Annotated in this window: 21 protein-coding genes and 1 tRNA gene; 11 read left to right on the top strand and 11 right to left on the bottom strand. The window is 65.8% G+C overall.

Features of this window, described 5'->3' with window-relative positions:
* Positions 1-25: 25 nt before the first annotated feature.
* Positions 26-1,039 carry a GTP 3',8-cyclase MoaA gene (moaA, locus tag FQV39_RS09675; protein ID WP_149133755.1) on the bottom strand — a complete coding sequence of 338 codons (1,014 nt, stop codon included), beginning with the start codon at positions 1,037-1,039 and terminating at the stop codon, positions 26-28.
* A gap of 154 nt (positions 1,040-1,193) precedes the next feature.
* Between moaA and FQV39_RS09670 the strand changes: the two genes are divergently transcribed.
* Complete coding sequence (locus FQV39_RS09670) at positions 1,194-1,553, top strand: gamma-butyrobetaine hydroxylase family protein (protein ID WP_472840632.1); 360 nt, start codon at positions 1,194-1,196, stop codon at positions 1,551-1,553.
* A 207-nt stretch (positions 1,554-1,760) separates the two neighbouring features.
* On the opposite strand, the gene FQV39_RS09665 is transcribed toward FQV39_RS09670, so the two are convergent.
* On the bottom strand, positions 1,761-2,354 hold the full coding sequence (locus tag FQV39_RS09665; RefSeq protein WP_149130094.1) for a DNA polymerase III subunit epsilon: 594 nt from the start codon (positions 2,352-2,354) through the stop codon (positions 1,761-1,763).
* Between the two features lie 746 nt (positions 2,355-3,100).
* Here FQV39_RS09665 and FQV39_RS34365 point away from each other — a divergent pair.
* Positions 3,101-3,970 carry a cell wall hydrolase gene (locus FQV39_RS34365; RefSeq protein ID WP_149130093.1) on the top strand — a complete coding sequence of 290 codons (870 nt, stop codon included), beginning with the start codon at positions 3,101-3,103 and terminating at the stop codon, positions 3,968-3,970.
* An 83-nt stretch (positions 3,971-4,053) separates the two neighbouring features.
* Here the strand turns inward: FQV39_RS34365 and FQV39_RS09655 are convergent, their stop codons facing one another.
* From FQV39_RS09655 to FQV39_RS09645, 3 genes are all read right to left on the bottom strand, one after another.
* Positions 4,054-4,962, bottom strand: a complete 909-nt coding sequence (locus tag FQV39_RS09655; RefSeq protein WP_248313305.1) for a DMT family transporter — start codon at positions 4,960-4,962, stop codon at positions 4,054-4,056.
* 409 nt (positions 4,963-5,371) lie between these two features.
* Positions 5,372-5,950 (bottom strand): L,D-transpeptidase, encoded by a 579-nt coding sequence (locus tag FQV39_RS09650; RefSeq protein WP_149130092.1) that lies wholly within the window; start codon positions 5,948-5,950, stop codon positions 5,372-5,374.
* Between the two features lie 177 nt (positions 5,951-6,127).
* On the bottom strand, positions 6,128-7,057 hold the full coding sequence (locus FQV39_RS09645) for a lytic transglycosylase domain-containing protein (protein ID WP_149130091.1): 930 nt from the start codon (positions 7,055-7,057) through the stop codon (positions 6,128-6,130).
* Positions 7,058-7,169: 112 nt separating this feature from the next.
* Between FQV39_RS09645 and FQV39_RS09640 the strand changes: the two genes are divergently transcribed.
* Complete coding sequence (locus FQV39_RS09640; RefSeq protein ID WP_149130090.1) at positions 7,170-8,249, top strand: hypothetical protein; 1,080 nt, start codon at positions 7,170-7,172, stop codon at positions 8,247-8,249.
* Positions 8,250-8,264: 15 nt separating this feature from the next.
* On the opposite strand, the gene FQV39_RS09635 is transcribed toward FQV39_RS09640, so the two are convergent.
* Both FQV39_RS09635 and FQV39_RS09630 read right to left on the bottom strand, forming a co-directional pair.
* Positions 8,265-8,339 (bottom strand) — tRNA-Val (locus tag FQV39_RS09635).
* Between the two features lie 36 nt (positions 8,340-8,375).
* Complete coding sequence (locus FQV39_RS09630; RefSeq protein ID WP_149130089.1) at positions 8,376-9,065, bottom strand: HAD family hydrolase; 690 nt, start codon at positions 9,063-9,065, stop codon at positions 8,376-8,378.
* Positions 9,066-9,229: 164 nt separating this feature from the next.
* Here FQV39_RS09630 and FQV39_RS09625 point away from each other — a divergent pair, with 164 nt between their 5' ends.
* From FQV39_RS09625 to FQV39_RS09610, 4 genes are all read left to right on the top strand, one after another.
* The gene (locus FQV39_RS09625) at positions 9,230-9,616 is read left to right on the top strand and encodes a hypothetical protein (protein WP_149130088.1); all 387 of its coding nucleotides are present in this window, start codon (positions 9,230-9,232) and stop codon (positions 9,614-9,616) included.
* 111 nt (positions 9,617-9,727) lie between these two features.
* Entirely contained in the window at positions 9,728-10,429 is a 702-nt protein-coding gene (gene rpiA, locus FQV39_RS09620; protein ID WP_149130087.1) for a ribose-5-phosphate isomerase RpiA, read from the top strand.
* Positions 10,430-10,545: 116 nt separating this feature from the next.
* The gene (locus FQV39_RS09615; protein ID WP_149130086.1) at positions 10,546-11,043 is read left to right on the top strand and encodes a DUF2059 domain-containing protein; all 498 of its coding nucleotides are present in this window, start codon (positions 10,546-10,548) and stop codon (positions 11,041-11,043) included.
* A 298-nt stretch (positions 11,044-11,341) separates the two neighbouring features.
* Complete coding sequence (locus FQV39_RS09610) at positions 11,342-12,385, top strand: SDR family oxidoreductase (protein ID WP_149130085.1); 1,044 nt, start codon at positions 11,342-11,344, stop codon at positions 12,383-12,385.
* On the opposite strand, the gene FQV39_RS09605 is transcribed toward FQV39_RS09610, so the two are convergent.
* From FQV39_RS09605 to FQV39_RS09595, 3 genes are all read right to left on the bottom strand, one after another.
* The gene (locus tag FQV39_RS09605; protein WP_149130084.1) at positions 12,366-13,865 is read right to left on the bottom strand and encodes a tripartite tricarboxylate transporter permease; all 1,500 of its coding nucleotides are present in this window, start codon (positions 13,863-13,865) and stop codon (positions 12,366-12,368) included. The two genes, FQV39_RS09610 and FQV39_RS09605, sit on opposite strands and share 20 nt — an antisense overlap.
* Positions 13,866-13,879: 14 nt before the next feature.
* On the bottom strand, positions 13,880-14,359 hold the full coding sequence (locus FQV39_RS09600; RefSeq protein ID WP_149130083.1) for a tripartite tricarboxylate transporter TctB family protein: 480 nt from the start codon (positions 14,357-14,359) through the stop codon (positions 13,880-13,882).
* Between the two features lie 99 nt (positions 14,360-14,458).
* The gene (locus FQV39_RS09595) at positions 14,459-15,424 is read right to left on the bottom strand and encodes a Bug family tripartite tricarboxylate transporter substrate binding protein (RefSeq protein WP_149130082.1); all 966 of its coding nucleotides are present in this window, start codon (positions 15,422-15,424) and stop codon (positions 14,459-14,461) included.
* A 223-nt stretch (positions 15,425-15,647) separates the two neighbouring features.
* Between FQV39_RS09595 and FQV39_RS09590 the strand changes: the two genes are divergently transcribed.
* The 3 genes from FQV39_RS09590 (at position 15,648) to FQV39_RS09580 (ending at position 19,907) form a co-directional block, all read left to right on the top strand.
* Positions 15,648-16,910 carry an O-antigen ligase family protein gene (locus FQV39_RS09590; protein ID WP_149130081.1) on the top strand — a complete coding sequence of 421 codons (1,263 nt, stop codon included), beginning with the start codon at positions 15,648-15,650 and terminating at the stop codon, positions 16,908-16,910.
* Complete coding sequence (gene gor / locus FQV39_RS09585) at positions 16,903-18,273, top strand: glutathione-disulfide reductase (protein ID WP_149130080.1); 1,371 nt, start codon at positions 16,903-16,905, stop codon at positions 18,271-18,273. Before FQV39_RS09590 ends, gor begins: the two co-directional genes overlap by 8 nt.
* 248 nt (positions 18,274-18,521) lie before the next feature.
* Positions 18,522-19,907: a class II 3-deoxy-7-phosphoheptulonate synthase gene (locus tag FQV39_RS09580; protein WP_149130079.1), complete on the top strand. Its 1,386-nt coding sequence runs from the start codon at positions 18,522-18,524 to the stop codon at positions 19,905-19,907.
* Positions 19,908-19,980: 73 nt separating this feature from the next.
* Here the strand turns inward: FQV39_RS09580 and FQV39_RS09575 are convergent, their stop codons facing one another.
* Positions 19,981-20,811 (bottom strand): outer membrane protein, encoded by an 831-nt coding sequence (locus tag FQV39_RS09575; protein ID WP_149130078.1) that lies wholly within the window; start codon positions 20,809-20,811, stop codon positions 19,981-19,983.
* Between the two features lie 152 nt (positions 20,812-20,963).
* Here FQV39_RS09575 and gltX point away from each other — a divergent pair, with 152 nt between their 5' ends.
* Positions 20,964-22,304 carry a glutamate--tRNA ligase gene (gene gltX, locus FQV39_RS09570; RefSeq protein ID WP_149130077.1) on the top strand — a complete coding sequence of 447 codons (1,341 nt, stop codon included), beginning with the start codon at positions 20,964-20,966 and terminating at the stop codon, positions 22,302-22,304.
* The last annotated feature ends 9 nt before the right edge of the window (positions 22,305-22,313 follow it).

Genomic DNA, 22,313 nt, shown 5'->3' with positions numbered 1-22,313 from the left:
CGAGTGCGGCAGCCATCCGGATCGATCAGCCGCCGGTGACGCTCATATGCCGGCCGACGGCCGGGCGCGCATGGCGCCGGTCGATGATGAAGTCGTGGCCTTTCGGCTTGCGGGCGATCGCCTCGTCCATGGCGTGGTAGAGCAGGGCGTCGTCACTGGAGGAGCGGACGGCGGCGCGCAGGTCGGCGGCGTCCTCCTGGCCGAGGCACATATAGAGCGTGCCGGTGCAGGTCAGTCGCACGCGGTTGCAGCTCTCGCAGAAATTATGGGTGAGCGGCGTGATGAAGCCGACGAGCCCGCCGGTCTCCTTGACGCGGACATAGCGCGCCGGCCCGCCCGTGCGGTAGGGATCGTCGACCAGCGAATACTTCTCCATCAGCCGCCCGCGCACCACCGAGAGCGGCAGGTACTGGTCGATGCGGCCGACCTCGATCTCGCCCATCGGCATGACCTCGATCAGGGTGAGGTCCATGCCGAGGCCGTGCGACCAGAGCATCAGCTCTTCGATCTCGTCGTCGTTGACGCCCTTCAGCGCCACCGCGTTGATCTTGACGCGCAGGCCGGCCTTGCGCGCCGCCTCGATGCCGGCGAGCACGACCTTGAGGTCGCCCCGGCGGGTGATCTCGCGGAACTTGTCGGCGTCGAGCGTGTCGACCGAGACGTTGACGCGGCGGACGCCATAACCGGCGAGCTCGTCGGCATAGCGCGAGAGCAGCGAGCCATTGGTCGTCAGCGTCAGCTCGTCCAGCGCGCCGGAGGCGAGATGGCGCGAGAGCGAGCGGAACAGGCTCATGATGTCGCGGCGCACCAGCGGCTCGCCGCCGGTGAGTCGCAGCTTGCGTGTGCCGCGGCTGACGAAGGCGGTGGCGATGCGGTCGAGCTCTTCCAGCGTCAGCAGCTCTTTCCGGGGGAGGAACTGCATGTTCTCGGCCATGCAATAGACGCAACGGAAATCGCAGCGATCCGTCACCGAGATACGCAGATAGGATATTTTCCGGCCGAACGGATCGACCAGCGGCGACCGCGTCAGCGGCTTCATGTCGTCGAGCAGCACGTCTGCCTCAACTCCGAACGCCCAGCCCGCTCCGCCCAGGGTGCGGACTGGTTTTCACATTGCTATAGCAAGACATTGGCACTGCTGCGGCCAAGGTCAAGCGCATCACTGCCGCAGCCTGTAAGGGACGTACACGATCATGTCATCCTGGCCGACTGAAATCCGCCTGTCGAAGGATCGTCGCACCCTGCATGTCGCTTTCGACGACGGGGCGAGCTTTGCGTTGCCGGCCGAGCTTCTGCGCGTCGAAAGCCCCTCGGCCGAGGTCCAGGGCCACCATCCCAGCCAGAAGACGATCGTTGCCGGCAAGGCCGCGGTCGAGATCCTGCGGGTCGAGCCGGTCGGCAACTACGCCGTCAGGCTCGGCTTCGACGACTTGCACGAGACCGGCATCTACGCCTGGGATTACCTGCGCGAACTCGGCGAGCAGGCCGACGAGAAGATGAAGGCCTATGAGGCTGCGTTGGCGGAGAAGGGGCTCTCCCGCGAGCGGCGCTAGGGTTTGGCGGCGCGTTCCACGTCCGGCAGTTTCCAGCTCTTGTCGAAGAGCGGCTTCTCCGGTCCATAGAGCCGAAACAGCAGTTCGAGCTTGCGGCTGGAGTCGGTCGGCACCCAAGTCGCCTCCTTCCCCGACTCCGCCACCCGCTCGCAGGTTATCTCGATTGAACCTCGGAATGGGATGGAAGGCGGAGCTTGCGCTTGGCTCCTAAGGATCGCGGTTGGCTTGCCGGCTGAGGGCGACGAGTTTCAGAAGATTTGCATAGCCCCGAGCGTCGTCAATCGCGCGGTGCGTGTGTTCAATGGAGCCAAGCCATTCGAGCGGATAGTGCTCGACATCACATTGCCACTGTCCTCGCCCCGTGCTGCCTGCGACCATCGACATAATGCAGAGAGGCGGATGCTGAAAAAGGCGGTCTGGAACCCATGGGCCTTCAAATAGTGGCCGCCCGGTAAATCGTCTCAGATAGAAGTCGATCCACAGCCCGTCGAGGACGACCGGATGGGCCGCGAAAATAGGCTCGCCACCCAGCGATTTGACCCAATTAACAAACCGCTTGACGCCTGCCCCTGCTGGTTCCGGGTTGCTCGTCGCGGCCGTCCATGCCTCAGGCTGCGTCTGCCAGAAGGCCATGGTCCCCGCATCTCGTTCAGCGCCGTCGAGAGGCTCCAGAACAGCCTCGAATTCGCCGAGGATCCTGCCAGTGTTTGATACCGCCACTGAGCCGAACGACAGCATCGAATTCGCGCCCGGTATCGGCCCATCGAATTCGCAGTCGGTTACAACGTAGAAATGGGGCATCGACCCTCCGGTCTCGTTTCAACGTAAACCTACGCGCACCCCGACTTACTCAGAGGCAAACGGTTGCTTTGAGCGGCCGAGAGCGGACCCAGAACGCTACTTGCCGAATGTACCAAACAGGTCGAAACCTGGACTCATCCGCACTCCGGCTGCATGCAAGGGCGCCCGAGCACGCCGGGCATTCGCAGCGCACGCGGCTGCTCATTTCGTTGCCGGATAGATCAGGTCACAAAGCTGCCGAAGTCTCTCTCCATTGGGCGCGTAGATCGATGCGTGGCGTCGTTAATATGGAGTTAAGGGGCCATTGAAGGAAAGTAACATCGGCGCAGATTTCTGTGCAATGAATAGGATTATGTTCAGGTATAGGCGGGTCGGTCGCTCGTGCAGGTAGAAGTTTCTTTCCGGAGGTTTTCTCTCTGTGCCGCTCGGTGCACGATCATCGCTTCTGACGTCGCGATGATGCCAAAAGCTGCTGATGCGGCAGAGCATCTCCCTGGCATTCCCCTGCCGTGGCAAATGGCCTGCGAACCACCGCAGTCTTGCGCCTGACCTGAGAATTGGCCGACGACAAAAGCCATCGACTAGCGTCGCAATCCAGTCCCGCCTGATCCCCGCAAGGGCGGAACGCTAGCTCGTCTTCCTCCCGGTTTTCCAGCAAGTCCCAGTCAAGCGAGCCGCTGGTCCCGCCGCCGATCGATCGGCGCTGCGCACGCTCGGCTCGACCCTATATCTCCGGAGCATACTCCATGAAGCGCATCGTCCCGCCGGCGCTGCTCGCGCTCGCGGCTCTCGTCGTGCTGCCTACCAAGACCCTGCCGACGACGTCGCCCGCCCTGTCGCGCATCCCGCTCGGCGTCGATGACCGTGCATTGGGCCTCAATCCGAAGGCGCTTCCCTCAAGCCGTCTTGATACCGATGACAGTCCGCTGATCGGGCTGGCCCCCGCGATCGCGCAGAGCGAACCCCGCAGTGGTCTCGCGCGCCCATCGCGCGACAGCGAAAAGAGCGAGCTGGTTCCGCCTGATGCCGTGCCACGTTCGGGCGAGGCCCTCGGGAAAGGTGATGGAACGACCCCGCGCTCTGCCGCGAGTGCAGGGCAAAGCCCGGTGACGCCGACGAGCGAAAGCACGACGATCGCCTGGGTCACGCCGACCGGGATTCTGGTCCTGCCCGGGAAAGAGCCTGAGCCGCGGCAGGTTTATGTGGGGCTGATCGAGCCCGAGCATCTGGAGCGCGAAGAGCGCTGCCTGGCCCAGGCCGTCTATTTCGAGGCGCGTTCCGAAGTGGAGGAGGGACGGGCTGCCGTTGCCCAGGTCGTGCTCAACCGGGTCAAGAGTGGGGTCTATCCTGGCACGGTCTGCGGCGTGGTCTTCCAGAACCGCCACCGCAAACTCGCCTGCCAATTCACCTTCGCCTGTGAAGGCAAGGCATTGCGCATCACCGAGCCCGAGGCCTGGAAAGCGGCGATGCGCATCGCGCGCGAGGTCTACGAGGGCAAGATCTACCTCGCTGAAGTCGGTGCCGCGACGCATTACCACGCCGACTATGTTCAGCCGACATGGGCGAAGAAGCTGAAGAAAATGGACGTGATCGGCCGACACATCTTCTACAGTTGAAGGTGAGGCAGGCTTTAATGGAGCTATACGATCCAAGGCCTCCGGCGCAGCCCTGATGAGTGGAACGCTTGCGTCCACAAATGTCAGCCATGGGTCCTGCGGAGCGCCAGTCCGACACCGCTGAGCGCGACGCTGATGGCCAGGATTTCCCGCGGCCCCAGGGCATCTCCAAGCAACGGTACGGCCGATAGCGTTCCGACGATCGGGACGATCAGCATGCCCGTTGCCGCGGCTGCCGTCGGCAGGCGTTTCAGGGCTCCAAACCAGGTCAGATAGCACAGCGCCATCGGGGCTGCCGCCATATAGGCCAGACCAACCAGGCCCTGGCCGGACAATGCGAGGAGATGTGGCTGTTCCAGAATCAGGCTCAACGCGACCATTGGCAGGCAACCGAGAGCCACCTGCCATGCCGTCAGCGCCGTGAAAGGCATCGCGATGGGCTTGCGGGCCATGACGGTGCCGACGGCGAAGAGAATGGCGGCGGCGAGGCCAAAGAAAACGCCCGGCAGTTTCTGGACGGCAAAGTTGGGTCCGCCCATCAAGATCGAGATGCCGGCAACGCCGAGCGCCAATGCGAGCAGGCTACGGCGATCCGGGCGTTCGCCGTGCAAAGGCCAGGCGATCAGCATCGCCCATATCGGCATCGAATAGGCGATAAGCGCTCCCTCGGACACCTTGAGCCAATTCAGCGACAGGGCGGTAAAGCCCATCCAGGCGAACACGTTGATTGCGGCGGCCATGACGAGCGGGAGGCAGAATTCGCGCGGCACAGCAAGCCGTTCGCCGCGGAGCAATGCCACAATGGCCAGGCCGGCCGCACCGAGGAGGCCAGCCATGCCGCGAGCAAACAACGGTGGCCAGTCGAGCAGAACGAATTTCAGGACTGACCAGTTCAGGCCCCAGCCGCATGCCGTGACGACAAGCAGGATCAGACCGATTTTTCGGTTGGCTGCCTCGGCAGCGGTCCCCTGGCTTTGGATGGTGTTCGCCACGGCTTAGCGACGCCGGGCTTTCAGCGCTCGGGCGGGAGCGGCGTGCTTGGTCGAATCCTTCGGAGCCATGACAGTTTTCCGATGCCACTGAGCGATTTCGCCCGGCCTGAAGACCCGGCGCGTGTGAGCATCCTCGTTGAAAACGCGTGGCCGTGTTCGCGGATTTTGGCTGCCTAACGACGAATTTCGCCGATGACTCGAGCGTGTCTGACGAAAATGGTTGAAGCAGAGGAATTCGATTGCATCCCCCGAGAGAGCACGTCGACAATCAGATGTTCGCCAGATGTCAGCCGCCTGACTTAACAACGGCTTCGAGCATTTTTGCGATTCGGAGAAACGCGGAAATGCTCCAGCCAACAAAAAAGCCGGCGTTTCCGCCGGCTTGTCTCGGTCGTGAAGCGTGAGCCGCTCAGCGCGCGACGACGACGCGGGTACCGACCCTGGTGCGCTCGTAGAGATCGATGACGTCCTCGTTCAGCATGCGGATGCAGCCCGAGGAGACGGCCTGGCCGATCGTCTCCGGCTCGTTCGAGCCGTGGATGCGGTAGAGCGTCGAACCGAGATACATGGCGCGGGCGCCGAGCGGGTTGTCCGGGCCGCCGGGCATGAAGCGCGGCAGGTCGGGACGGCGCTTCAGCATCTGCGACGGCGGGGTCCAGCTCGGCCACTCGGCCTTGCGGGTGATGCTCTGGCTGCCGGCCCAATCGAAGCCCGGGCGGCCGACGCCAACGCCATAGCGCACCGCCTTGCCGTTGGGCATCACGAAATAGAGGCGGCGCTCGGCCGAATTGATCACGATCGTGCCCGGCTGATACCTCGTCGGATAGTCGACGACCTCGCGCGGAATGGCGGTGGCCTGTGCCTTCGCCGGGTCGACATACTGCACCAGCGGCTGGCGGGTCAGCGGGTCGATTTCGGCCCGGGCAGCGGAGCCGAGGGCAAGCAGGCCTAGGCCAGCGAGCATGGCCAGACGGATGGAGCGGATCATCGAGAACCTCGGACGGTCGGGGCGGCGTGTGGACACGAAGTTGACACGGAAAAGTCAACGTCTCCTCAACGTCCTGTCAGCTTCCCGGGCCTGCTGCAATCAGGCTTTCTTCACATCACTGAGAGCTTCCGAGCTTTGCTATTCTGCGTTGCGCACATGCAACATGGCGGCAATGGGTCAGCTCCTCAGGACAACGCATGCCCCACGGTCGACCTGGATGCGTCGGCACAGCGCGCTCGCCTCGGCGCGCGTCGCGGCGGGCAGCCGGACCCGGTAGAATGCGCGCGTACCGCGGCTGCGCAGCCGCGTGCCGATGATCATCGGCTGAAGCTCGCCGATGATCGTGCTGTGCCGGGCACTGGCCCGTTGGAAGCTGGCGAGCGCGCGGGCTTTGGAGAAATTGCCGGCGAGCTGGACGCCCCAGGGCGCGAAGGGCGCTTCCGCAATGACGGGGAGGGCGGGACGCGATTGCCGGATCGCGACCAGCGTCGGCGCGCAGGCCGCTTGCGGATCGCTTGTCGCCGGCCGAGCCGGCGGCGAGCGCCCGTCGCCATTGCCGCTGTTGCGGGCATCCTCGGCCCAGTCCTCGACCGAGGCCCCGGTAATCAGCAGGACGTAGTTCTCGGTCTCCATCGGCAGGAAACGGGTCTGCCCGGCGGTGCGGGCAGCGAGCCAGCCGGCAAGGCGGTTCGGGCCGCCATTATAGGCTGCCGCCGCAAGCCCCCAATTGCCAAAGCGCCCGCGCTGCTCGGCCAGGAAATGCGCAGCCTTGGGCACGGCCTGCTCCGGATCGAACGGATCGAGGAGGCCGCGCTCGCGCGCCGTGCCGGGCATGAATTGGGCCACGCCCTGTGCGCCGGCCGAGCTCGTGACATGCGGGCGGAAGCTCGATTCCTGGAAGATCAGCCGGGTCAGGAAGGCTGGCGGCACCGCGTGTTCCCGCGCGGCGTCGTCGATCAGGCGGCACAGCGCATCCTGGATGCCCGATGAAGGCGGCAACGGCTCTTCAGCAGCATGCCCGGGGCCGGGCAGCAGGCAGAGCGCAAGCAGGGCGGCGATAAGTCGCTGCGCGGGGCTGGCCAGACGGCGGAAAACGCCTGAGATCATGCGGTCTCTCTCGCATGTTCGCGCGTCGGCTGCCAGCTGCGGCGCCTTCCGCGTTGTGACGGAGGCGTCGCCTGTGCGAAGAGGGCGCCGGGCCGGCTCACCGGTCAGAGTCATGACATTGGAGTACAGGGCCATCATGGAGAAGGCCTGGATCGTCTGGTCGCGGTGGTTCCTGGTGGCAGCGGCGGGCTGCGCCGGGCTGCTGCTCGCCTTCGTCGCCGCGCTCGATCCCTTCGGCATGCGGGTCGGAGCCGGTCAGCCGGCGCGACCGATCATGGATATCAACCAACGCTTCATGTACCCGCAGCTCGTGCGCTCCGGCCGCTTTGATGCGGCGGTGCTCGGCACCTCGACGATGCGGCTTCTCGATCCGCAGACGCTCTCGCAGGGACTCGACGCACGCTTCGTCAACCTCGCGATGAATGCGGCGACGCCCTGGGAGCAGCTGCAGATGGCGGGGTTGTTCCGGGATCATGTCCGCGCTCCCAAGCGAATCATCTGGGGCCTCGATGTCACCTGGTGCGAGCCCGATGCCACCGATGCGGCGAAGCGCCTGACGCCGCGCCCGATACCGGATTGGCTCTCGCGAGAGGTTCGCTGGACCGACTGGCCGAAGCTGCTCAACCTGACCAACCTCGAGATCGCCGGCCGGCTGATGGCTTATCGTCTTGGCTGGTCGCGGGAGCGCATCCGCGGCGACGGCTACGAGGTCTTCACGCCGCCGGAGGCGAGCTACGATCTCGCTCGCGCGCGCAGCCACATCTACCTGAGCAATGGTGGCCAGCCTTTGGATTTGACGCCCTTGCCGCCGATGCCGGTGCCGATCGCCGAAAGCACAGCCTGGCGCTTTCCCGCGCTGGCCTGGCTGGAGGATGCGATTACGGCCTTCCCGAAGGAAACGCAGGTGATGCTCGTCCTGCCGCCAGCGCATCTGATGGGGTATCCCCGCGAGGGCTCGGCGGGATGGCTGCGCTATGCCGCATGCAAGGCGGGGATCGCCGCTCTGGCGCGGCGTCACGGCGCAACGATGGTCGATTACGCGCATGCCTCGCCGATCACGGCGCGGGATGACAACTACTGGGACCCCCTGCATTTCCGCCTGCCGATCGCGGCCCGGTTCGGGGAAGAACTGGTCACGATCGCCAAGGGAGGCCAGCCGCTTCCGGATGGCGCGGCGCGGGTCCTGCGCTGACGATGTCGGGGAAAATGGTGGGCGGCACAGGGATCGAACCTGTGACCCCTCCCGTGTGAAGGGAGTGCTCTACCGCTGAGCTAGCCGCCCGGACCGGCCCTCTCCTAGTCGGCGCGCTTCACGCCGTCAAGGACGTGCCGGCACCAGATTGAGCGCACGATCCACAGCATCCGGCAGCTCGTCGAAATGCTGGATGACGAAATCCGGCTCCAGCGTCTCGATCGGCACGTCGGTATAGCCGAAGGGCACGCAGATGGACGGGATGCTCGCCGCGCGCGCCGTCGCGATGTCCGTGCGGGAATCGCCGATCATCACGGCGCGCGAAGCGTCGGCCTTCGCTGCCTCGATGGTCATCGTGAGATGGCGCGGATCGGGCTTGAACCAGGGGAAGCTGTCGCGTCCCGCCACGGCGGCGAAGCGTTTGGCGATGTCGAAATGGTCGAGGATCAGGCGCGTGTGCAGGATCGGCTTGTTGGTGCAGACGGCGAGCGCGTAGCCCTCGTCGGCCAGTGTATCGAGCGCGCCCAGCACGCCGTCGAAAAGATGGCTGTGGGAGGCGGCGTCATCGGCGTAGATGACGAGGAAATCCTCGAAGAGCCGCTCCAGGGTTTCAGTATCGAGCGGCCGGCCCGACACCTTGAAGCCGCGTTCGATCAGGGCTCGCGCGCCCGCTCCGACGAGCTCGCGTGCCCGGTTCAACGGCAAGGCGGGCAGGCCTTCGCGTACCAGGATGACGTTCAGAACCCGCATGATGTCCGGTGCGGTCTCGGCGAGCGTTCCGTCGAGATCGAAGACGACGATCGGGGGCAGGCTCATGGCGTGGCTTTCCGGGCAGTACGACAGACGACCGGCTTAAACGGCTTCGCGCGCCGGCTGGCAAGTGCTTCGCTTGGAAGGGCAGCCGTCACCGCCTCCCCAAATTCGCCGCGCATGATGGTATCGTTCGCTCGATTCGTCGCCCCGCGGCAGGGAAAGATGTCATGTCGAAGTTTATCGCAATCCGGCCCGGCGTGACGCGCCTGGGATTGGCAGCCGGCCTTTCGTTGGCGTGTGCGCTCCCGGCCCTCGCCGGGCCATTCGAGTTCGCGCCGGCGCCGCAGACGGATCTCAATCGCGTCTACCGCATCGACAAGGCGACGGGAGAGGTCGGGGCCTGTCAGTTCCAGCTCAAGGAGGGCGGCGTCGGCGTCACGGTGTGCTTCCCGGCGGGCGAGGGGGCGGGTCCCCAGGCGCCGAGCGACTACGGGCTGATGCCCTCGCGGCATGAGCGCGAAGGCGGCATCTTCCGCGTCAATATCCGCACCGGGGAGATGAGCATCTGCTACGTCTTCGACGACAAGACGGTGTGCACGCCACAAACCAAATGATGCCTGGCGACCTGCGCGCGCTGGACATGGAGCGCGTGGCGCGGCAGGAGAGCGGCGCTGTCTTTCGTAGGTAGCGGCCGGTTTCCGTCAAACTCCATCCGGGCAAGCGATATGAACGCCGATGATCTGAAAAAGCAGGCGGCCGCCCGCGCACTCGAACTCGTGCGGCCGGGCATGCGGCTTGGACTCGGAACGGGTTCCACCGCGAAGCACTTCGTCGATCTGCTCGGTACGAAGGTCGCATCCGGCTTCGAGGTGATCTGTGTTGCCACCTCCGAGGCGACGCAGGCGCAGGCCGTCTCCTTGGGCATTCCGATGTCGACGCTCGACGAGACGCCCGAACTCGACCTGACGGTCGATGGCGCCGACGAGGTCGATCCGCAGCTGCGTCTGATCAAGGGCGGCGGTGCGGCACTGCTGCGCGAGAAGATTGTCGCCGCCGCTTCCGCGCGCATGATCGTCATCGCCGATGATGGCAAGCTGGTGCAGAAGCTCGGCCGCTTCCCGCTGCCGATCGAGGTGGTGCCCTTCGGGCTGGAGGCGACGCGCCGTGCGGTCGCTCAGGCCGTCGCCGCTTCCGGCTCCGCCGGCAAGCTCTCGCTGCGTCAGCGGCCGGACGGCACGACGCTGGTCACCGATGGCGGGCATTTCATCCTCGACGCCCATCTCGGCGCCATAGAGCGGCCGGAATTATTGGCTCAGGCTCTGAACATGGTGCCGGGGGTCGTGGAGCATGGCCTGTTCATCGGTCTCGCGGCCGGAGCGATCCTCGCCGGTGCGGACGGGCTCAAGCTGCTCGGCAAGATCGAATAATTCCATTCCCGCGCGATCCACGCTAAGGAACGCGCGAACAACAGTCGGCTCGGCAGGGCCGGCGACGCTGCCGGGCTCATCGGCCGGCTCGTCAACGATGAAGGGGTTTTGACCGCATGATCCGCCATATTCTCGCCAGCCTGGCCCTCGGCCTCGCACTGCTCGGTGCCGCTCCGGCCTTCGCCCAGGCACCGACACTGACGCCGAGCCATCTCCAGGCGGCGCGCGAGGTCATGGACCTGACCGGCGTCACGCAGAATATCACCAACATCTATCGCGAATTCGAAGAGAGCGCGAAGGGCTTCGTGGCGACCCGGCCGGAAATGGCGAAAGACACGGACGCCGTGCTCGGCGAGCTGAAGGCCGAGGCCGACAAGCGCTCTGAGGAGATGATCAAGACCGCTGCCGCCGTGTTCGCCAGCAAGATGACCGAAGCTGACCTGAAGGCTGTTGCCGGCTTCTTCAAGTCCGAAGTCGGGCAGCGCTATACCAGCCTGCGCGGCAAGGCGATGGAAGAAATCTTCCCGCTGCTTCAGCCCTGGAGCGTGCAGACCAGCAACTACCTCTTCGATCGTTTCTCGCAGGAAATGCGCAAGCGCGGCCATACGCTCTGACGCTGCCGATCACCAGGTAGCGCCCAGCCACCAACGCCTCCTCTTCGCAGGAAGGGGAGGCGTTTTTATTTGGAGCGTCAGTTGACCTGGCTGGTGCCGCCGATGTCCTCCATCAGCGGGTTGCTGACCCGCTGGCGTTTGCCCGAAGCCCGGCCTATCTGCGTGGTCTCGCAATAGCATCGGACCGAAAAGTGGAATCCGCTTTTCGGAACAATCCGATGCGATAACAAGTAGATGGATCGCCGTTATCGCGCCCGATAGGACGCGCGGCGATCTAGCAGCTTTCGGAGCCCGGATCATGACCCGCGACCTCGTTCTGGTGACCGGAGGCTCCGGCTTTGTCGCGGGACATTGCATCCTGAAGCTTCTCGCTGCGGGCTTCGATGTTCGTGCCACGCTGCGCTCGCCGGCGCGGGAAAGCCGTTTGAGGGAAGCCCTGAAAGAGGCGGGGATCGATGCGGGCGAGCGCCTGCAGATCGCTACCGCCGATCTGTTGCAGGATGACGGATGGGATGCGGCGATGTCCGGTTGCGCCCATGCGCTGCACGTCGCATCGCCGCTGGCGTCCGCTGCCCCCAAGGACGAGGACGAGCTGATCCGTCCGGCGCGCGAAGGTACGCTGCGCGTTCTCCGCGCCGCTCACCGCGCGGAGGTGAAGCGCGTCGTGCTGACCTCTTCCTTCGCGGCCATCGGCTATGGCCGCGTGCTGAAGCGCCCCTATGACGAGCGCGACTGGACCAATCCGGCCGCGCCGGGCCTCGCCGCCTATCCGAAGTCGAAGACGCTGGCCGAGCTTGCCGCGTGGGATTTCGTCGACGGGGAAGGGCAGGGACTCGAACTCGCCGTGGTCAATCCGGTCGGCATCTTCGGCCCGCTGCTCGGGCCGGATCTTTCCGCCTCGATCCTGCTGGTGAAGACCATGCTGGAAGGCAGGCTCTGGGCGGTTCCACGCCTGATGTTCGGCGTTGTCGACGTGCGCGACGTCGCCGACCTGCATCTGCGCGCCATGACCGACCCGGCCGCTGCCGGGGAGCGCTTCCTCGCCACCGCCGGCGACTTCATGACGATGCAGGCCATCGCCCAGGCGCTGAAGGACGGGCTCGGCCAGCAGGCGGCAGGCGTCTCGACCCGCGTGCTGCCGGATTGGCTGGTGCGTTTCGCCGCGCGCTTCAGCGCGACGGCGCGTCAGGCGGCGACGCCGGAGCTCGGCCGCGTCAAGAATGCGACCAGCGCCAAGGCGATAGCCATGCTGGGCTGGCAGCCTAGGCCGGCGGCAGAGGCTCTCGTCGCGACCGGCGAGAGCCTGCTGCAACTTGGGCTGGTCAGTCCTCCGAGGCCTTGAAGCGGTTCAGCCCATGCATCAGGAAGGGCGCGACCAAAGCGAGGAAGGCAATGCCGAGCAGCGTCGCCGAGATCGGATTCTCCAGCAGGATCATCGGATCACCGAGGCTGATCTGGAGCGCGCGGCGTAACTGCTGCTCTGCCATCGGCCCAAGGATGAGACCGACGACCATCGGCGCGACCGGATAGTCGTAACGGCGCATCAGGTAGCCGACGAAGCCGAAGAGAAAGAGCATAGTCAATTCGACCGGCGAGCCGTTGACCGCGAGCGTGCCCATCGTCGCGAAGACGAGGATGCCGGCATAGAGCCAGGGTTGCGGGATCGCGAGCAGCCGGACCCAGAGCCCGATCAGCGGCAGGTTCAGGATCACCAGCATGACGTTGGCGATGAAGAGCGAGGCGATCAGGCCCCAGACGAGATCCGGCCGCTCGGCGAAGAGCAGCGGGCCCGGGTTGAGACCGTATTGCTGGAAGCCGGCGAGCATGATCGCCGCCGTCGCCGAGGTCGGCAGGCCGAGCGTGAGCAGCGGCACCAGCGTGCCCGCGGCGGAGGCGTTGTTGGCCGCTTCCGGCCCGGCGACACCCTCGATTGCGCCCTTGCCGAACTCTTCCGGGTATTTGCAGAGCCTCTTCTCGGTCGAGTAACTCAGGAAGGTCGGGACTTCGGCGCCGCCAGCCGGAAGAGCGCCGATCGGGAAGCCGAAGGCGGTGCCACGCAGCCACGGCGCCCAGGAGCGCTTCCAGTCCTGCTTGGTCATCCACAGCGAGCCCCTGATCGGGATGATCTCCTCCGGGGCGTGGAAGCGCTTGGAGGCGACGTAGAAGGCTTCGCCCACGGCGAAGAGGCCAACGGCCAGCGTCGTTACCTCGACGCCGTTGAGCAGCTCCGGCACGCCGAAGGTCAGGCGGGCCTGGCCGGTCAGCTTGTCGATGCCGACGAGCCCCAGCGTGATGCCGAGGAACAGGCTGGTGAGGCCGCGCAGCGGCGAGTCGCCGAAGGTCGCCGACACCGTGACGAAGGCGACGATCATCAGGGCGAAATAGTCCCAGGGACCGAACTTCACGGCGATCTCGACGAGCCAGGGCGCCAGGAACGCAAGCCCAATCGTCGCGATCAGACCGGCGACGAAGGAGCCGATCGCCGAAGTCGCGAGCGCGGGGCCGCCGCGGCCGGCCTTGGCCATCTTCGAGCCTTCGAGCGCAGTGGCGAGAGAGGCGCTTTCGCCGGGTGCATTGAGCAGGATCGCGGTGGTCGAGCCGCCATACATGCCGCCGTAATAGATGCCGGCGAACATGATCAGCGAGCCGGCCGGGTCGAGCTTGAAGGTGACGGGCAGCAGCAGCGCGACGGTCAGCGCCGGGCCGATGCCGGGCAGCACGCCGACAGCGGTGCCGAGGAAGACGCCGATCAGGCAGAAGAGCAGCTTGGAGGGCTCGAGGGCAACGCCGAAGCCGTTGAGCAGCGAGAGCAAAGTATCCATCGTTCAGCCCCGGCTCAGAGGAAGAGTTGCTCGAGCGGTCCCGACGGCAAGATCAGCGTCAGGAGCTTCGCGAAGACGAGAAAAATGACCAGGCCGAGGACGAAGCCGATTGCTGCGTCGACCAAGAGGGCCTGCCGGCCCATGCCGCGCGCGGTGCAGGCGAAGACGACCGAGATCGCGATGATGAAGCCGCCGCCGAGCCCGATGCACGCGATCAGGAAGACGAGACCGCCGGCGATCCACAAAAGGGCCTTGTTGTCGGCCACCTCCGGCTCGGGCAGTCCCTCGCGGAAGGCGACGACGAAATGCGCCAGGCCGAGGATGACGAGCCCGACCGTCACGACATAGGGCATGGCCGTCGGCCCGATGCCATAGGTGGAGGTAATGGTCTGCGTGGAGGCGTCGTGGCCGACGAGGGCAGCGACGATCAGCAGCAGCACGCCCACGATCAGGGCCGGCTTGTTGGCACCTTGCGTCCGAGTCTCGTTCGTCATGGCGTTCCCGTGGTGGAGGCCGGCGCCTTCACGGCGCTTCTGGCGGTGAGAAAAGGGGCCGGTTTCCCGGCCCCTGCGTTTCTGGCGGCTCTGCCCAGTTTACTTCACCAGGCCGACTTCGGTCATCACCTTCGAGACGCGTTCGATCTCACCCTTCAGGAAGGTGTCGAAGGCAGTGCCGGCCAGGAAAGCGTCATCCCAGCCGCGGGCCTTCAGGATCTCCTGCCATTCCTTGGTCTTGACCATCTTCTCGACAGTCTCGGTCAAGGCCTTGGTCTGCTCGGCCGAGAGGCCGGGAGGCGCGACGACCGAGCGCCAGTTCAGCAGTTCGAGATCGATGCCCTGCTCCTTCAGCGTCAGTGCGTCCGGCGCGTTCGCGAGGCGCTTGCCTGACGAGACAGCCAGCACGCGCAGTTTGCCTGCCTTGATCTGGCCTTCGAACTCGCCATAGCCGGAGACGCCGGCGGTGACGCGCCCGCCGAGCATCGCAGCCAGTGCCTCGCCGCCGCCCGAGAACGGGATGTAGTTGATCTTCTTGGCGTCGGCGCCGACGGCTTGCGCGAACAGCGCGGCGAGGATGTGGTCGGTGCCGCCGGCCGAGCCGCCGGCCCAGGTCACCTTGGCCGGGTCGGCCTTCAGGCGCTCGGCCAGGTCCTTGGCGGTCTTGAGCGGGGATTCCGTCGGGACGACGATGACCTCGGCTTCGGCGGTCAGGCGCGCGATCGGCGTAATCTGCGTCAGGTTGACCGGCGACTTGTTGAGCAGGATCGCACCGACCATCACGAAGCCGTTGACCATCAGCTGGTGGCCGTCGCCCTTCGCGCCGATGAGCTGGGCGAGGCCGATCGTGCCGCCGGCGCCGGTGACGTTATTGACCTGCACGCTCTTGACGAGCCCGGAAGCGGTCAGCGCCTGTTGCATCGAGCGCGCGGTGCCGTCCCATCCGCCGCCGGGCGCTGCGGGAGCCATGATCTTGAGTTCGTTGAGCTGGGCGAAGGCAGCCGTCGACAGAGCGGCGAGAGCCACCGCTGTCAGGGCCGTGCGCTTCAGGATAGATGTCAGCATGGATTTCCTCCGATTACGGCCCCTGCCGTGGTTTTTTTGGCAGCATCGGCTGTGACACCTTGCCACGCAGGGCGTCAATTGCGCCTGATTGAATAATGACCTGTCAATAATTTTCGCTCTCTCCCAAGTTTGCGGCAGTCATTGTGCCTTTCGTTCTACGACTGCGAACGGCTTGCGGATAAGTCGCTGGCGGCGTTTCGCGTGATCGCGTAAGCGCAGTGCGATGAGTCAGACGCGTTTCGCCGATCGCCACGAATCCGCGGCCAGCCCCGGCAGGCTGCCATCACGCCTGACGGCGATCGGCGCGGCACTCTTGATACTGATGCCGCTGGCGATGTGGCTCGCCAACCGCTCCGCCCCGCTCATGCTCGGTGTGGCCGTCATTCCCTTCATTGCCGCAGCCGTCGCCGCGGGCAGGGCGGGGGATGTCGTCGCGCGCCTGCGGAGCCTGCTCGCGACACCGCTGGGTCTGGCCCTGGCCGCCTTCCTCGCCTGGGCGCTGCTATCGATTGCGTGGAGCCACAAACCGGGAGCTTCCTTGCGGGCCTGGGCGGAGCTTGTGTTGCCGGTGGCCTTCGCGCTCGCGATTGCCGCCTCGGGCCGGTTCAGGCCGCGGCCGATGTGGCTACGCGCGCTCGCGCTCGCGCTGATCCTGGCCTGCCTGCTGTCGATCGTCGAACTCGCCTCTGGTCTCTCGCAGCGAGCCGCGCTCAGCATTGGCAAGCTGGTGAGCTTCGTCTTCAACCGCCCCGCGATCACGGCGCTGATATTGGCCGTTCCGGCGATCCATGGTCTCTGGAATGCGCCGGCTGCACGCCGCTCGGACCGTATATTGGCGGTCATCCTCGGATTGACCGTGGCCGCATTGGCGCTGCGTTCGGAGAGTGCCTCGGCCCGGCTGGGCGTCGCGGTCTGCGTCCTGTGCTGGGCGTTGTCGGCCTGTTGGCCGCGCCTGACGCTGACGGCTGCCGGCCTCGCTCTCGTCCTCACCATGACGATGGCACCGGTGCTCGGCCTCGCGGCTCACAACTGGCTGCCCTCGGTGATCCTGGATCGTTTCGCCGTGACGACCGGGCAGGCTCGCATCGACATTTGGCAGAGCTTCGGCGAGGTGGTGCAGGCGCGGCCGATCATCGGCGCCGGCTTCGGGACCTCGGCCAGCATGGACCAGCATCCCGTAGCGGCCGAGGTGGCGCCGGAGCACAAGACGCTTCTGGGGGTGGGACATCCTCACGACATGCCGCTGCAGGCATGGGCCGAGACCGGCATGATCGGAGCGGGCATCCTCCTCCTGGCGGGCCTTCTCCTCCTCGTGCGACTGCGCCGGCTGCCGGCGCGGGAGATGGCGCCTCGCCTCGCCATGTTCGCGTCGGCCTTCACGATTTCCGTCGTCGGGCACGGAGCCTGGCAGGGTTGGTGGATCGCTGTCCTGGGAGCCGGAATCCTCTGGTTCGGACTGGGGCGCCAAGGAGAAGATCATGGCTGAGTTCGACGTCGATCTCTTCGTCATCGGCGCCGGTTCCGGCGGCACGCGCGCGGCCCGCATCGCGGCCGGCCACGGCGCCCGCGTGATGATCGCGGAGGAAGACCGGATCGGCGGCACCTGCGTCATCCGCGGCTGCGTGCCGAAGAAGCTCTTCGTCTATGCCAGCCGCTTCGCCGAGGATTTCGAGGACGCGGCCGGCTTCGGCTGGACGCTCGGCACCAAGCCCTCCTTCGACTGGCCAACGCTGCGCGATGCGGTGGCGAACGAGGTCACGCGCCTTTCCGGCCTTTATCGCAAGGGCCTGGAAGGGGCGAAGGTCGAGATCCGCGAAGAGCGCGCCGTCATCGAGGGACCGCACAGCGTTCGGCTGGTCAAGAGCGGCCAGACCGTCACCGCCCGGCATATCCTCGTCGCGACGGGCGGTTGGCCCACATTCGATCCGCCGATCCCAGGCGGCGAGCTGGGGATCTCCTCCAACGAGGTCTTCCATCTTCCGACCTTGCCGAAGCGGCTGCTCGTGGTCGGCGGCGGCTACATCGCGCTGGAATTCGCCAGCCTGTTTGCCCGGCTCGGTGTCGCGGTCACGCTGCTCCATCGCGGCGACAACATCCTGCGCGGCTTCGACGAGGACATCCGCAATCGCCTGCGCGATGCGCTGATGGAGGCGGGCATCGCCATGCGGCTCGGCTGCACCATCGAGCGCATCGAGGAACTGGCTGATGGCGCCCGCCGTGCCCATTGCGTCCACGGAGCGCCGATCGATGCCGATGTCATTCTCGTGGCGACCGGCCGGCGGCCGAACACGAAAGGTCTGGGGCTGGAGCGGGCGGGAGTGGAACTTGGCCCGCTTTGCGAGATCGCCGTTGATGCAGCCTCGACCAGCAGCGTTCCGTCGATCCATGCGGTCGGCGATGTCACCAACCGCGTCAACCTGACTCCGGTCGCGATCCGGGAGGGACATGCCTTCGCCGACAGCACCTTCGGCAATCGGGCATGGACGGTGGATCACGCCACGGTCGCCTCTGCGGTCTTCACCACCCCCGAGATCGGTACGGTCGGCCTGTCGGAGAACCAGGCGATTGCCGCCGGGCATGAGGTCAGGATCTTCGAATCCGGCTTCCGCCCGATGAAGGCGACCATCTCCGGGCGGCATGAGCGCATCTATATGAAGCTCGTCGTCGATGCGAAGACCGACAAGGTGCTCGGCGTCCATATCCTCGGGCATGATGCCGGCGAGATGATCCAGGCCGTTGCCATCGCCGTGACGATGGGCGCGACCAAGGCGGATTTCGACCGCACTGTCGCGCTGCATCCGAGCGCTGCCGAGGAACTCGTGACGATGCGCACGCCTCGCGCCGTTTAGCGGCGAGGCCCGCCGGCTCCGCCGGAGTTGAAGCGGTTTGCGAAGTGACCATGCAGCCGCCTCAGCAAAAGGGCAACGTCCGCGGAGATGAATCAGCCTTTCGGCTCTCGTTTTGGAATGCCGCAACCCGCAGGCAGGACGATGTCGCCGACTGGTGGCTATTCTCGTGCCTTGGGTGTATAGCCGCCCCTTCGCGCTACCAAGAGGTTAACGACGCGCGATCTCGAAGATCAGGAGCACGTAGTCCCATGTCCGAGCGGTGGACGCCAGAGAGCTGGAGGGCAAAGCCCGCCCAGCAGATTCCGGATTATCCGGACCAGGCAGCCTTGAAGGCGGTCGAGCAGCAGCTCGCCGGCTTTCCGCCGCTCGTTTTTGCAGGCGAGGCGCGCAAGCTCAAACGGGCGTTGAGCAAGGTCGCCGCTGGTGAAGCCTTCCTGCTCCAGGGAGGCGACTGCGCCGAGAGCTTCGCCGAGCATTCGGCCGACAATATCCGCGACTTCTTCCGTCTGTTCCTGCAGATGGCGGTGGTGCTGACCTTCGCCGGTGGCTCGCCGGTGGTGAAGATCGGCCGCATTGCCGGCCAGTTCGCCAAGCCGCGCTCGGCGCCGAACGAGAAGATCGGCGATGCCGAGCTGCCGAGCTACAAGGGCGACATCGTCAACGACATCGCCTTCACGGCCGAGGCGCGTATCCCTGATCCGCGCCGCCAGCTCGAGGCCTACAGACAGTCGGCCGCGACGCTGAACCTGATCCGCGCCTTCGCGACGGGCGGCTATGCCAATCTCGACAACGCGCATCGCTGGATGCTCGGCTTCGTCAAGGACTCACCGCAGTCGCACCGCTATCAGGAGGTCGCCGAGCGCATCACCGAGGCGCTGGAGTTCATGCGCGCCATCGGCATCGATCCGGAGACCCATCCGGAGATGCGCACGACCGACTTCTACACCAGCCACGAGGCGCTTCTGCTCGGCTACGAGCAGGCGATGACGCGCACGGATTCGACGACGGGCGAGTGGTACGACACCTCCGGCCACATGGTCTGGATCGGCGACCGCACGCGCCAGCTCGACCACGCCCATGTCGAGTTCTTCCGCGGCATCAAGAACCCGATCGGCCTGAAATGCGGCCCCTCGACCACGGTCGACGGCCTGCTCAAGCTGATCGAGGTGCTCGATCCGCAGAACCAGCCGGGCCGGCTGACGCTGATCGCCCGTTTCGGCGCCGACAAGGTCTTCGACAACCTGCCGGCGCTGGTGCGGGCGACGAAGCGGGAAGGGCGCAACGTCGTCTGGTCCTGCGATCCGATGCATGGCAACACGGTCAAGGCCGCGAGCGGCTACAAGACCCGGCCCTTCGATCTGATCATGTCCGAGGTGAAGAACTTCTTCGCTGTCCATCAGGCAGAGGGCACCCATGCCGGCGGCCTGCATCTGGAGATGACCGGCAAGAACGTTACCGAATGCACCGGCGGCGCGCGCGGCATGACGGATGCCGATCTCAACGATCGTTACCACACGGTCTGTGATCCCCGCCTCAATGCCGAGCAGGCACTGGAGCTGGCCTTCCTCGTGGCCGAACTCGTCAAGCGCGAGCGGGCAGGGCGGACCAGGCCGGAGGTCGAGGCGGCCGAGTGAAGACGCGCCGCGTCGTGTAAAAAAGAAAGGCCGGGCATTGCCCCGGCCTTTTTTGTTGCAGTCGGTGAGCTCGTCAGAATTTGATGGCGGCTGCGACGCGGGCGGTGTTGACGTTGACGGTCACGCCTTCAACGTCATTGAAGCTGGTGAACAGGTACTCGCCGCGCACGATCAGGTTTTCAGTGAGGGCGGCTTCGAGGCCGCCGCCGATAGACCAGCCATAGCCCCAGACATCCTTTTTCGGGCCGCCGATCGAACGAGGCCAGCCAAAATAGCTCGCCGTGTAGTTGGAAGCCGGTGTGCGCCAGTCGGAAGCGACGGCGATGTTGGTGTCGAAGCGTCCGGCTGCAGCGCCGACCGTGAAGTACGGCATCAATCGCCCGTAGGCGTAGCCGAACCGGAGGCGAGCGTTGAAATAATCGTTCAGCCGGGCGTTCTGGACAGATGCGATATAGACGTCGCCCGAAGGCAAGCGACGGCCTTCGAGCGTGGACGCCGCCGTTTCCTGATCGACTCGCGAGTACTCGGCCTCAAAACCGAGGATGACATCGCCAAACGCATAGTTATAGCCTGCGAAGACGCCGTAAGTCGGTCCGCGATCGTTCCGCGCCGACGCCAACACCAGCTGGCCGGGCGTGATCTCGCTGAGCACGACTGTGCCATTGAAATTTCCGTTGGCGATGTCGAGGACGCCTTTGTCCGTGCGGAAGCGAGTCTCGCTCAGCCCGCCGAAGCCGCCGAAGTAGAAGCCCGACCAGTTCATGCCGAGATCGGGTGCAGGTGGGACATCCTCGATCTGGGCGCCGCGCAGGACAGGGTAATCCGCCGCGAAAGCGGGGACGGCGAGAAGACCTGTCGCGAGGGCTGTGGCCGCGAGCGCGGGCCCGATGGAACGGAAACGCATCCTGATCTCCCCGAGCAGCTGTCCGGCTCCACCCGTTTCGCCCTGCTCGGAGACAATTCATGCCTTGGTAACCCTAATGTCGGGTTAACGGTGCGGAAGCCCCCGCAACGACGCGATTGTCGCTTGCCTGCAAACGCGCCATAAGCCGCGTCATGACATCGCCCCTGGTTCGCTTCGCGCCGTCGCCCACCGGCTATCTCCACATCGGCAACGCCCGGCCGGCGCTGTTCAACTGGCTCTTCGCCCGCCGGCATGGCGGCCGCTTCCTGCTGCGCTACGACGATACCGACATCGCCCGTTCGAAGCTGGAATATGCCGAGGCTATCGCCGAGGATCTCGGCTGGCTCGGCATCGTGCCCGACCTCGTCATCAAGCAGTCGGAGCGGCTCGCGATCTATGATGCTGCGGCCGAGCGCCTGCGCCGGGCGGGGCGCCTCTATGCCTGTTACGAGACGGCGGATGAGCTGGACCGGCGCCGCAAGCGCCAGCTCGCCCGCGGTCTGCCGCCGATCTATGACCGCGCTGCGTTGAAGCTCACCGCGGAGCAGAAGGCGGCCTTCGAGGCGGAAGGGCGCAAGCCGCATTGGCGCTTCCTGCTGGAGCCGCGCGAAGTCACCTGGGACGATCTCGTGCGCGGAGCATCCCATGTCGATTGCGCCTCGCTCTCGGACCCGGTGCTGGTGCGCGAGGATGGCAGCTATCTCTACACCCTGCCGTCGGTGGTCGACGATATCGAGACCGGGGTGACCCATGTCATCCGCGGCGAGGACCACGTCACCAATACGGCGGTGCAGGCGCAGATCTTCGAGGCGCTGGGGGCAAGTCTGCCCGCCTTCGGCCACCATAATCTGCTGACCACGGCGAGCGGCGAGGGGCTGTCCAAGCGCCTTGGCCATCTTTCCCTGCGCGGCTTGCGCGAGAGCGGCGTTGAGGCGCTGGCGGTCGCGGCGCTGGCGACGATGGTCGGCACCTCCGATGCGGTGCGTCCGGTTAGCAGCCTCGATGAACTCGCCGGCCTGGTCGAGCTCGCCCATGTCTCGCGGGCGCCGGCCAAGTTCGACGAGCATGAGCTGGCAGCGCTGAGCGCCCGCACGCTCCACCATTTCCCGTTTGCGGCTGTCGCGGACCGGCTCACGGCGCTGGACCTCGGCGGCGGCGAGCCCTTCTGGCTGGCGGTGCGCGGCAATCTTGCGAAGCTGGATGAGGCGACCTTGTGGTGGCAGGTCGTTCAGGGGCCGGCCACGCCCGTGATTGCGGATCAGTCCTTTGCGGCTACGGCCGCCGGCCTGCTGCCGCAGGAGCCTTTCGACGCCACGACCTGGAAAAGCTGGACGCAGGCCGTCGCGGCCGCGACCGGCGCCAAGGGCAAGGCGCTGTTCATGCCGCTGCGGCAGGCGCTGACCGGTCTGGATCATGGCCCGGAACTGGCGGCACTGCTGCCACTGATCGGGCGCGAGAAGGCGCTGAAGCGGCTGGCAGGCGAGAGCGCCTGAAGGTTGTCA

This window comes from Bosea sp. F3-2, assembly GCF_008253865.1.
Taxonomy (GTDB): domain Bacteria; phylum Pseudomonadota; class Alphaproteobacteria; order Rhizobiales; family Beijerinckiaceae; genus Allobosea.
The sequence above is the reverse complement of the archived record's forward strand: the minus strand, read 5'-3'. Positions and strand labels throughout refer to the sequence as shown.

Bases quoted from the DNA above. Each gene is read 5' to 3' on its own strand.
- moaA (WP_149133755.1), bottom strand. From the start codon at position 1,039: ATGAAGCCGCTGACGCGGTCGCCGCTGGTCGATCCGTTCGGCCGGAAA.
- FQV39_RS09670 (WP_472840632.1), top strand. From the start codon at position 1,194: ATGTCATCCTGGCCGACTGAAATCCGCCTGTCGAAGGATCGTCGCACC.
- FQV39_RS09665 (WP_149130094.1), bottom strand. From the start codon at position 2,354: ATGCCCCATTTCTACGTTGTAACCGACTGCGAATTCGATGGGCCGATA.
- FQV39_RS34365 (WP_149130093.1), top strand. From the start codon at position 3,101: ATGAAGCGCATCGTCCCGCCGGCGCTGCTCGCGCTCGCGGCTCTCGTC.
- FQV39_RS09650 (WP_149130092.1), bottom strand. From the start codon at position 5,950: ATGATCCGCTCCATCCGTCTGGCCATGCTCGCTGGCCTAGGCCTGCTT.
- FQV39_RS09645 (WP_149130091.1), bottom strand. From the start codon at position 7,057: ATGATCTCAGGCGTTTTCCGCCGTCTGGCCAGCCCCGCGCAGCGACTT.
- FQV39_RS09640 (WP_149130090.1), top strand. From the start codon at position 7,170: ATGACATTGGAGTACAGGGCCATCATGGAGAAGGCCTGGATCGTCTGG.
- FQV39_RS09630 (WP_149130089.1), bottom strand. From the start codon at position 9,065: ATGAGCCTGCCCCCGATCGTCGTCTTCGATCTCGACGGAACGCTCGCC.
- FQV39_RS09625 (WP_149130088.1), top strand. From the start codon at position 9,230: ATGTCGAAGTTTATCGCAATCCGGCCCGGCGTGACGCGCCTGGGATTG.
- rpiA (WP_149130087.1), top strand. From the start codon at position 9,728: ATGAACGCCGATGATCTGAAAAAGCAGGCGGCCGCCCGCGCACTCGAA.
- FQV39_RS09615 (WP_149130086.1), top strand. From the start codon at position 10,546: ATGATCCGCCATATTCTCGCCAGCCTGGCCCTCGGCCTCGCACTGCTC.
- FQV39_RS09610 (WP_149130085.1), top strand. From the start codon at position 11,342: ATGACCCGCGACCTCGTTCTGGTGACCGGAGGCTCCGGCTTTGTCGCG.
- FQV39_RS09605 (WP_149130084.1), bottom strand. From the start codon at position 13,865: ATGGATACTTTGCTCTCGCTGCTCAACGGCTTCGGCGTTGCCCTCGAG.
- FQV39_RS09600 (WP_149130083.1), bottom strand. From the start codon at position 14,359: ATGACGAACGAGACTCGGACGCAAGGTGCCAACAAGCCGGCCCTGATC.
- FQV39_RS09595 (WP_149130082.1), bottom strand. From the start codon at position 15,424: ATGCTGACATCTATCCTGAAGCGCACGGCCCTGACAGCGGTGGCTCTC.
- FQV39_RS09590 (WP_149130081.1), top strand. From the start codon at position 15,648: ATGAGTCAGACGCGTTTCGCCGATCGCCACGAATCCGCGGCCAGCCCC.
- gor (WP_149130080.1), top strand. From the start codon at position 16,903: ATGGCTGAGTTCGACGTCGATCTCTTCGTCATCGGCGCCGGTTCCGGC.
- FQV39_RS09580 (WP_149130079.1), top strand. From the start codon at position 18,522: ATGTCCGAGCGGTGGACGCCAGAGAGCTGGAGGGCAAAGCCCGCCCAG.
- FQV39_RS09575 (WP_149130078.1), bottom strand. From the start codon at position 20,811: ATGCGTTTCCGTTCCATCGGGCCCGCGCTCGCGGCCACAGCCCTCGCG.
- gltX (WP_149130077.1), top strand. From the start codon at position 20,964: ATGACATCGCCCCTGGTTCGCTTCGCGCCGTCGCCCACCGGCTATCTC.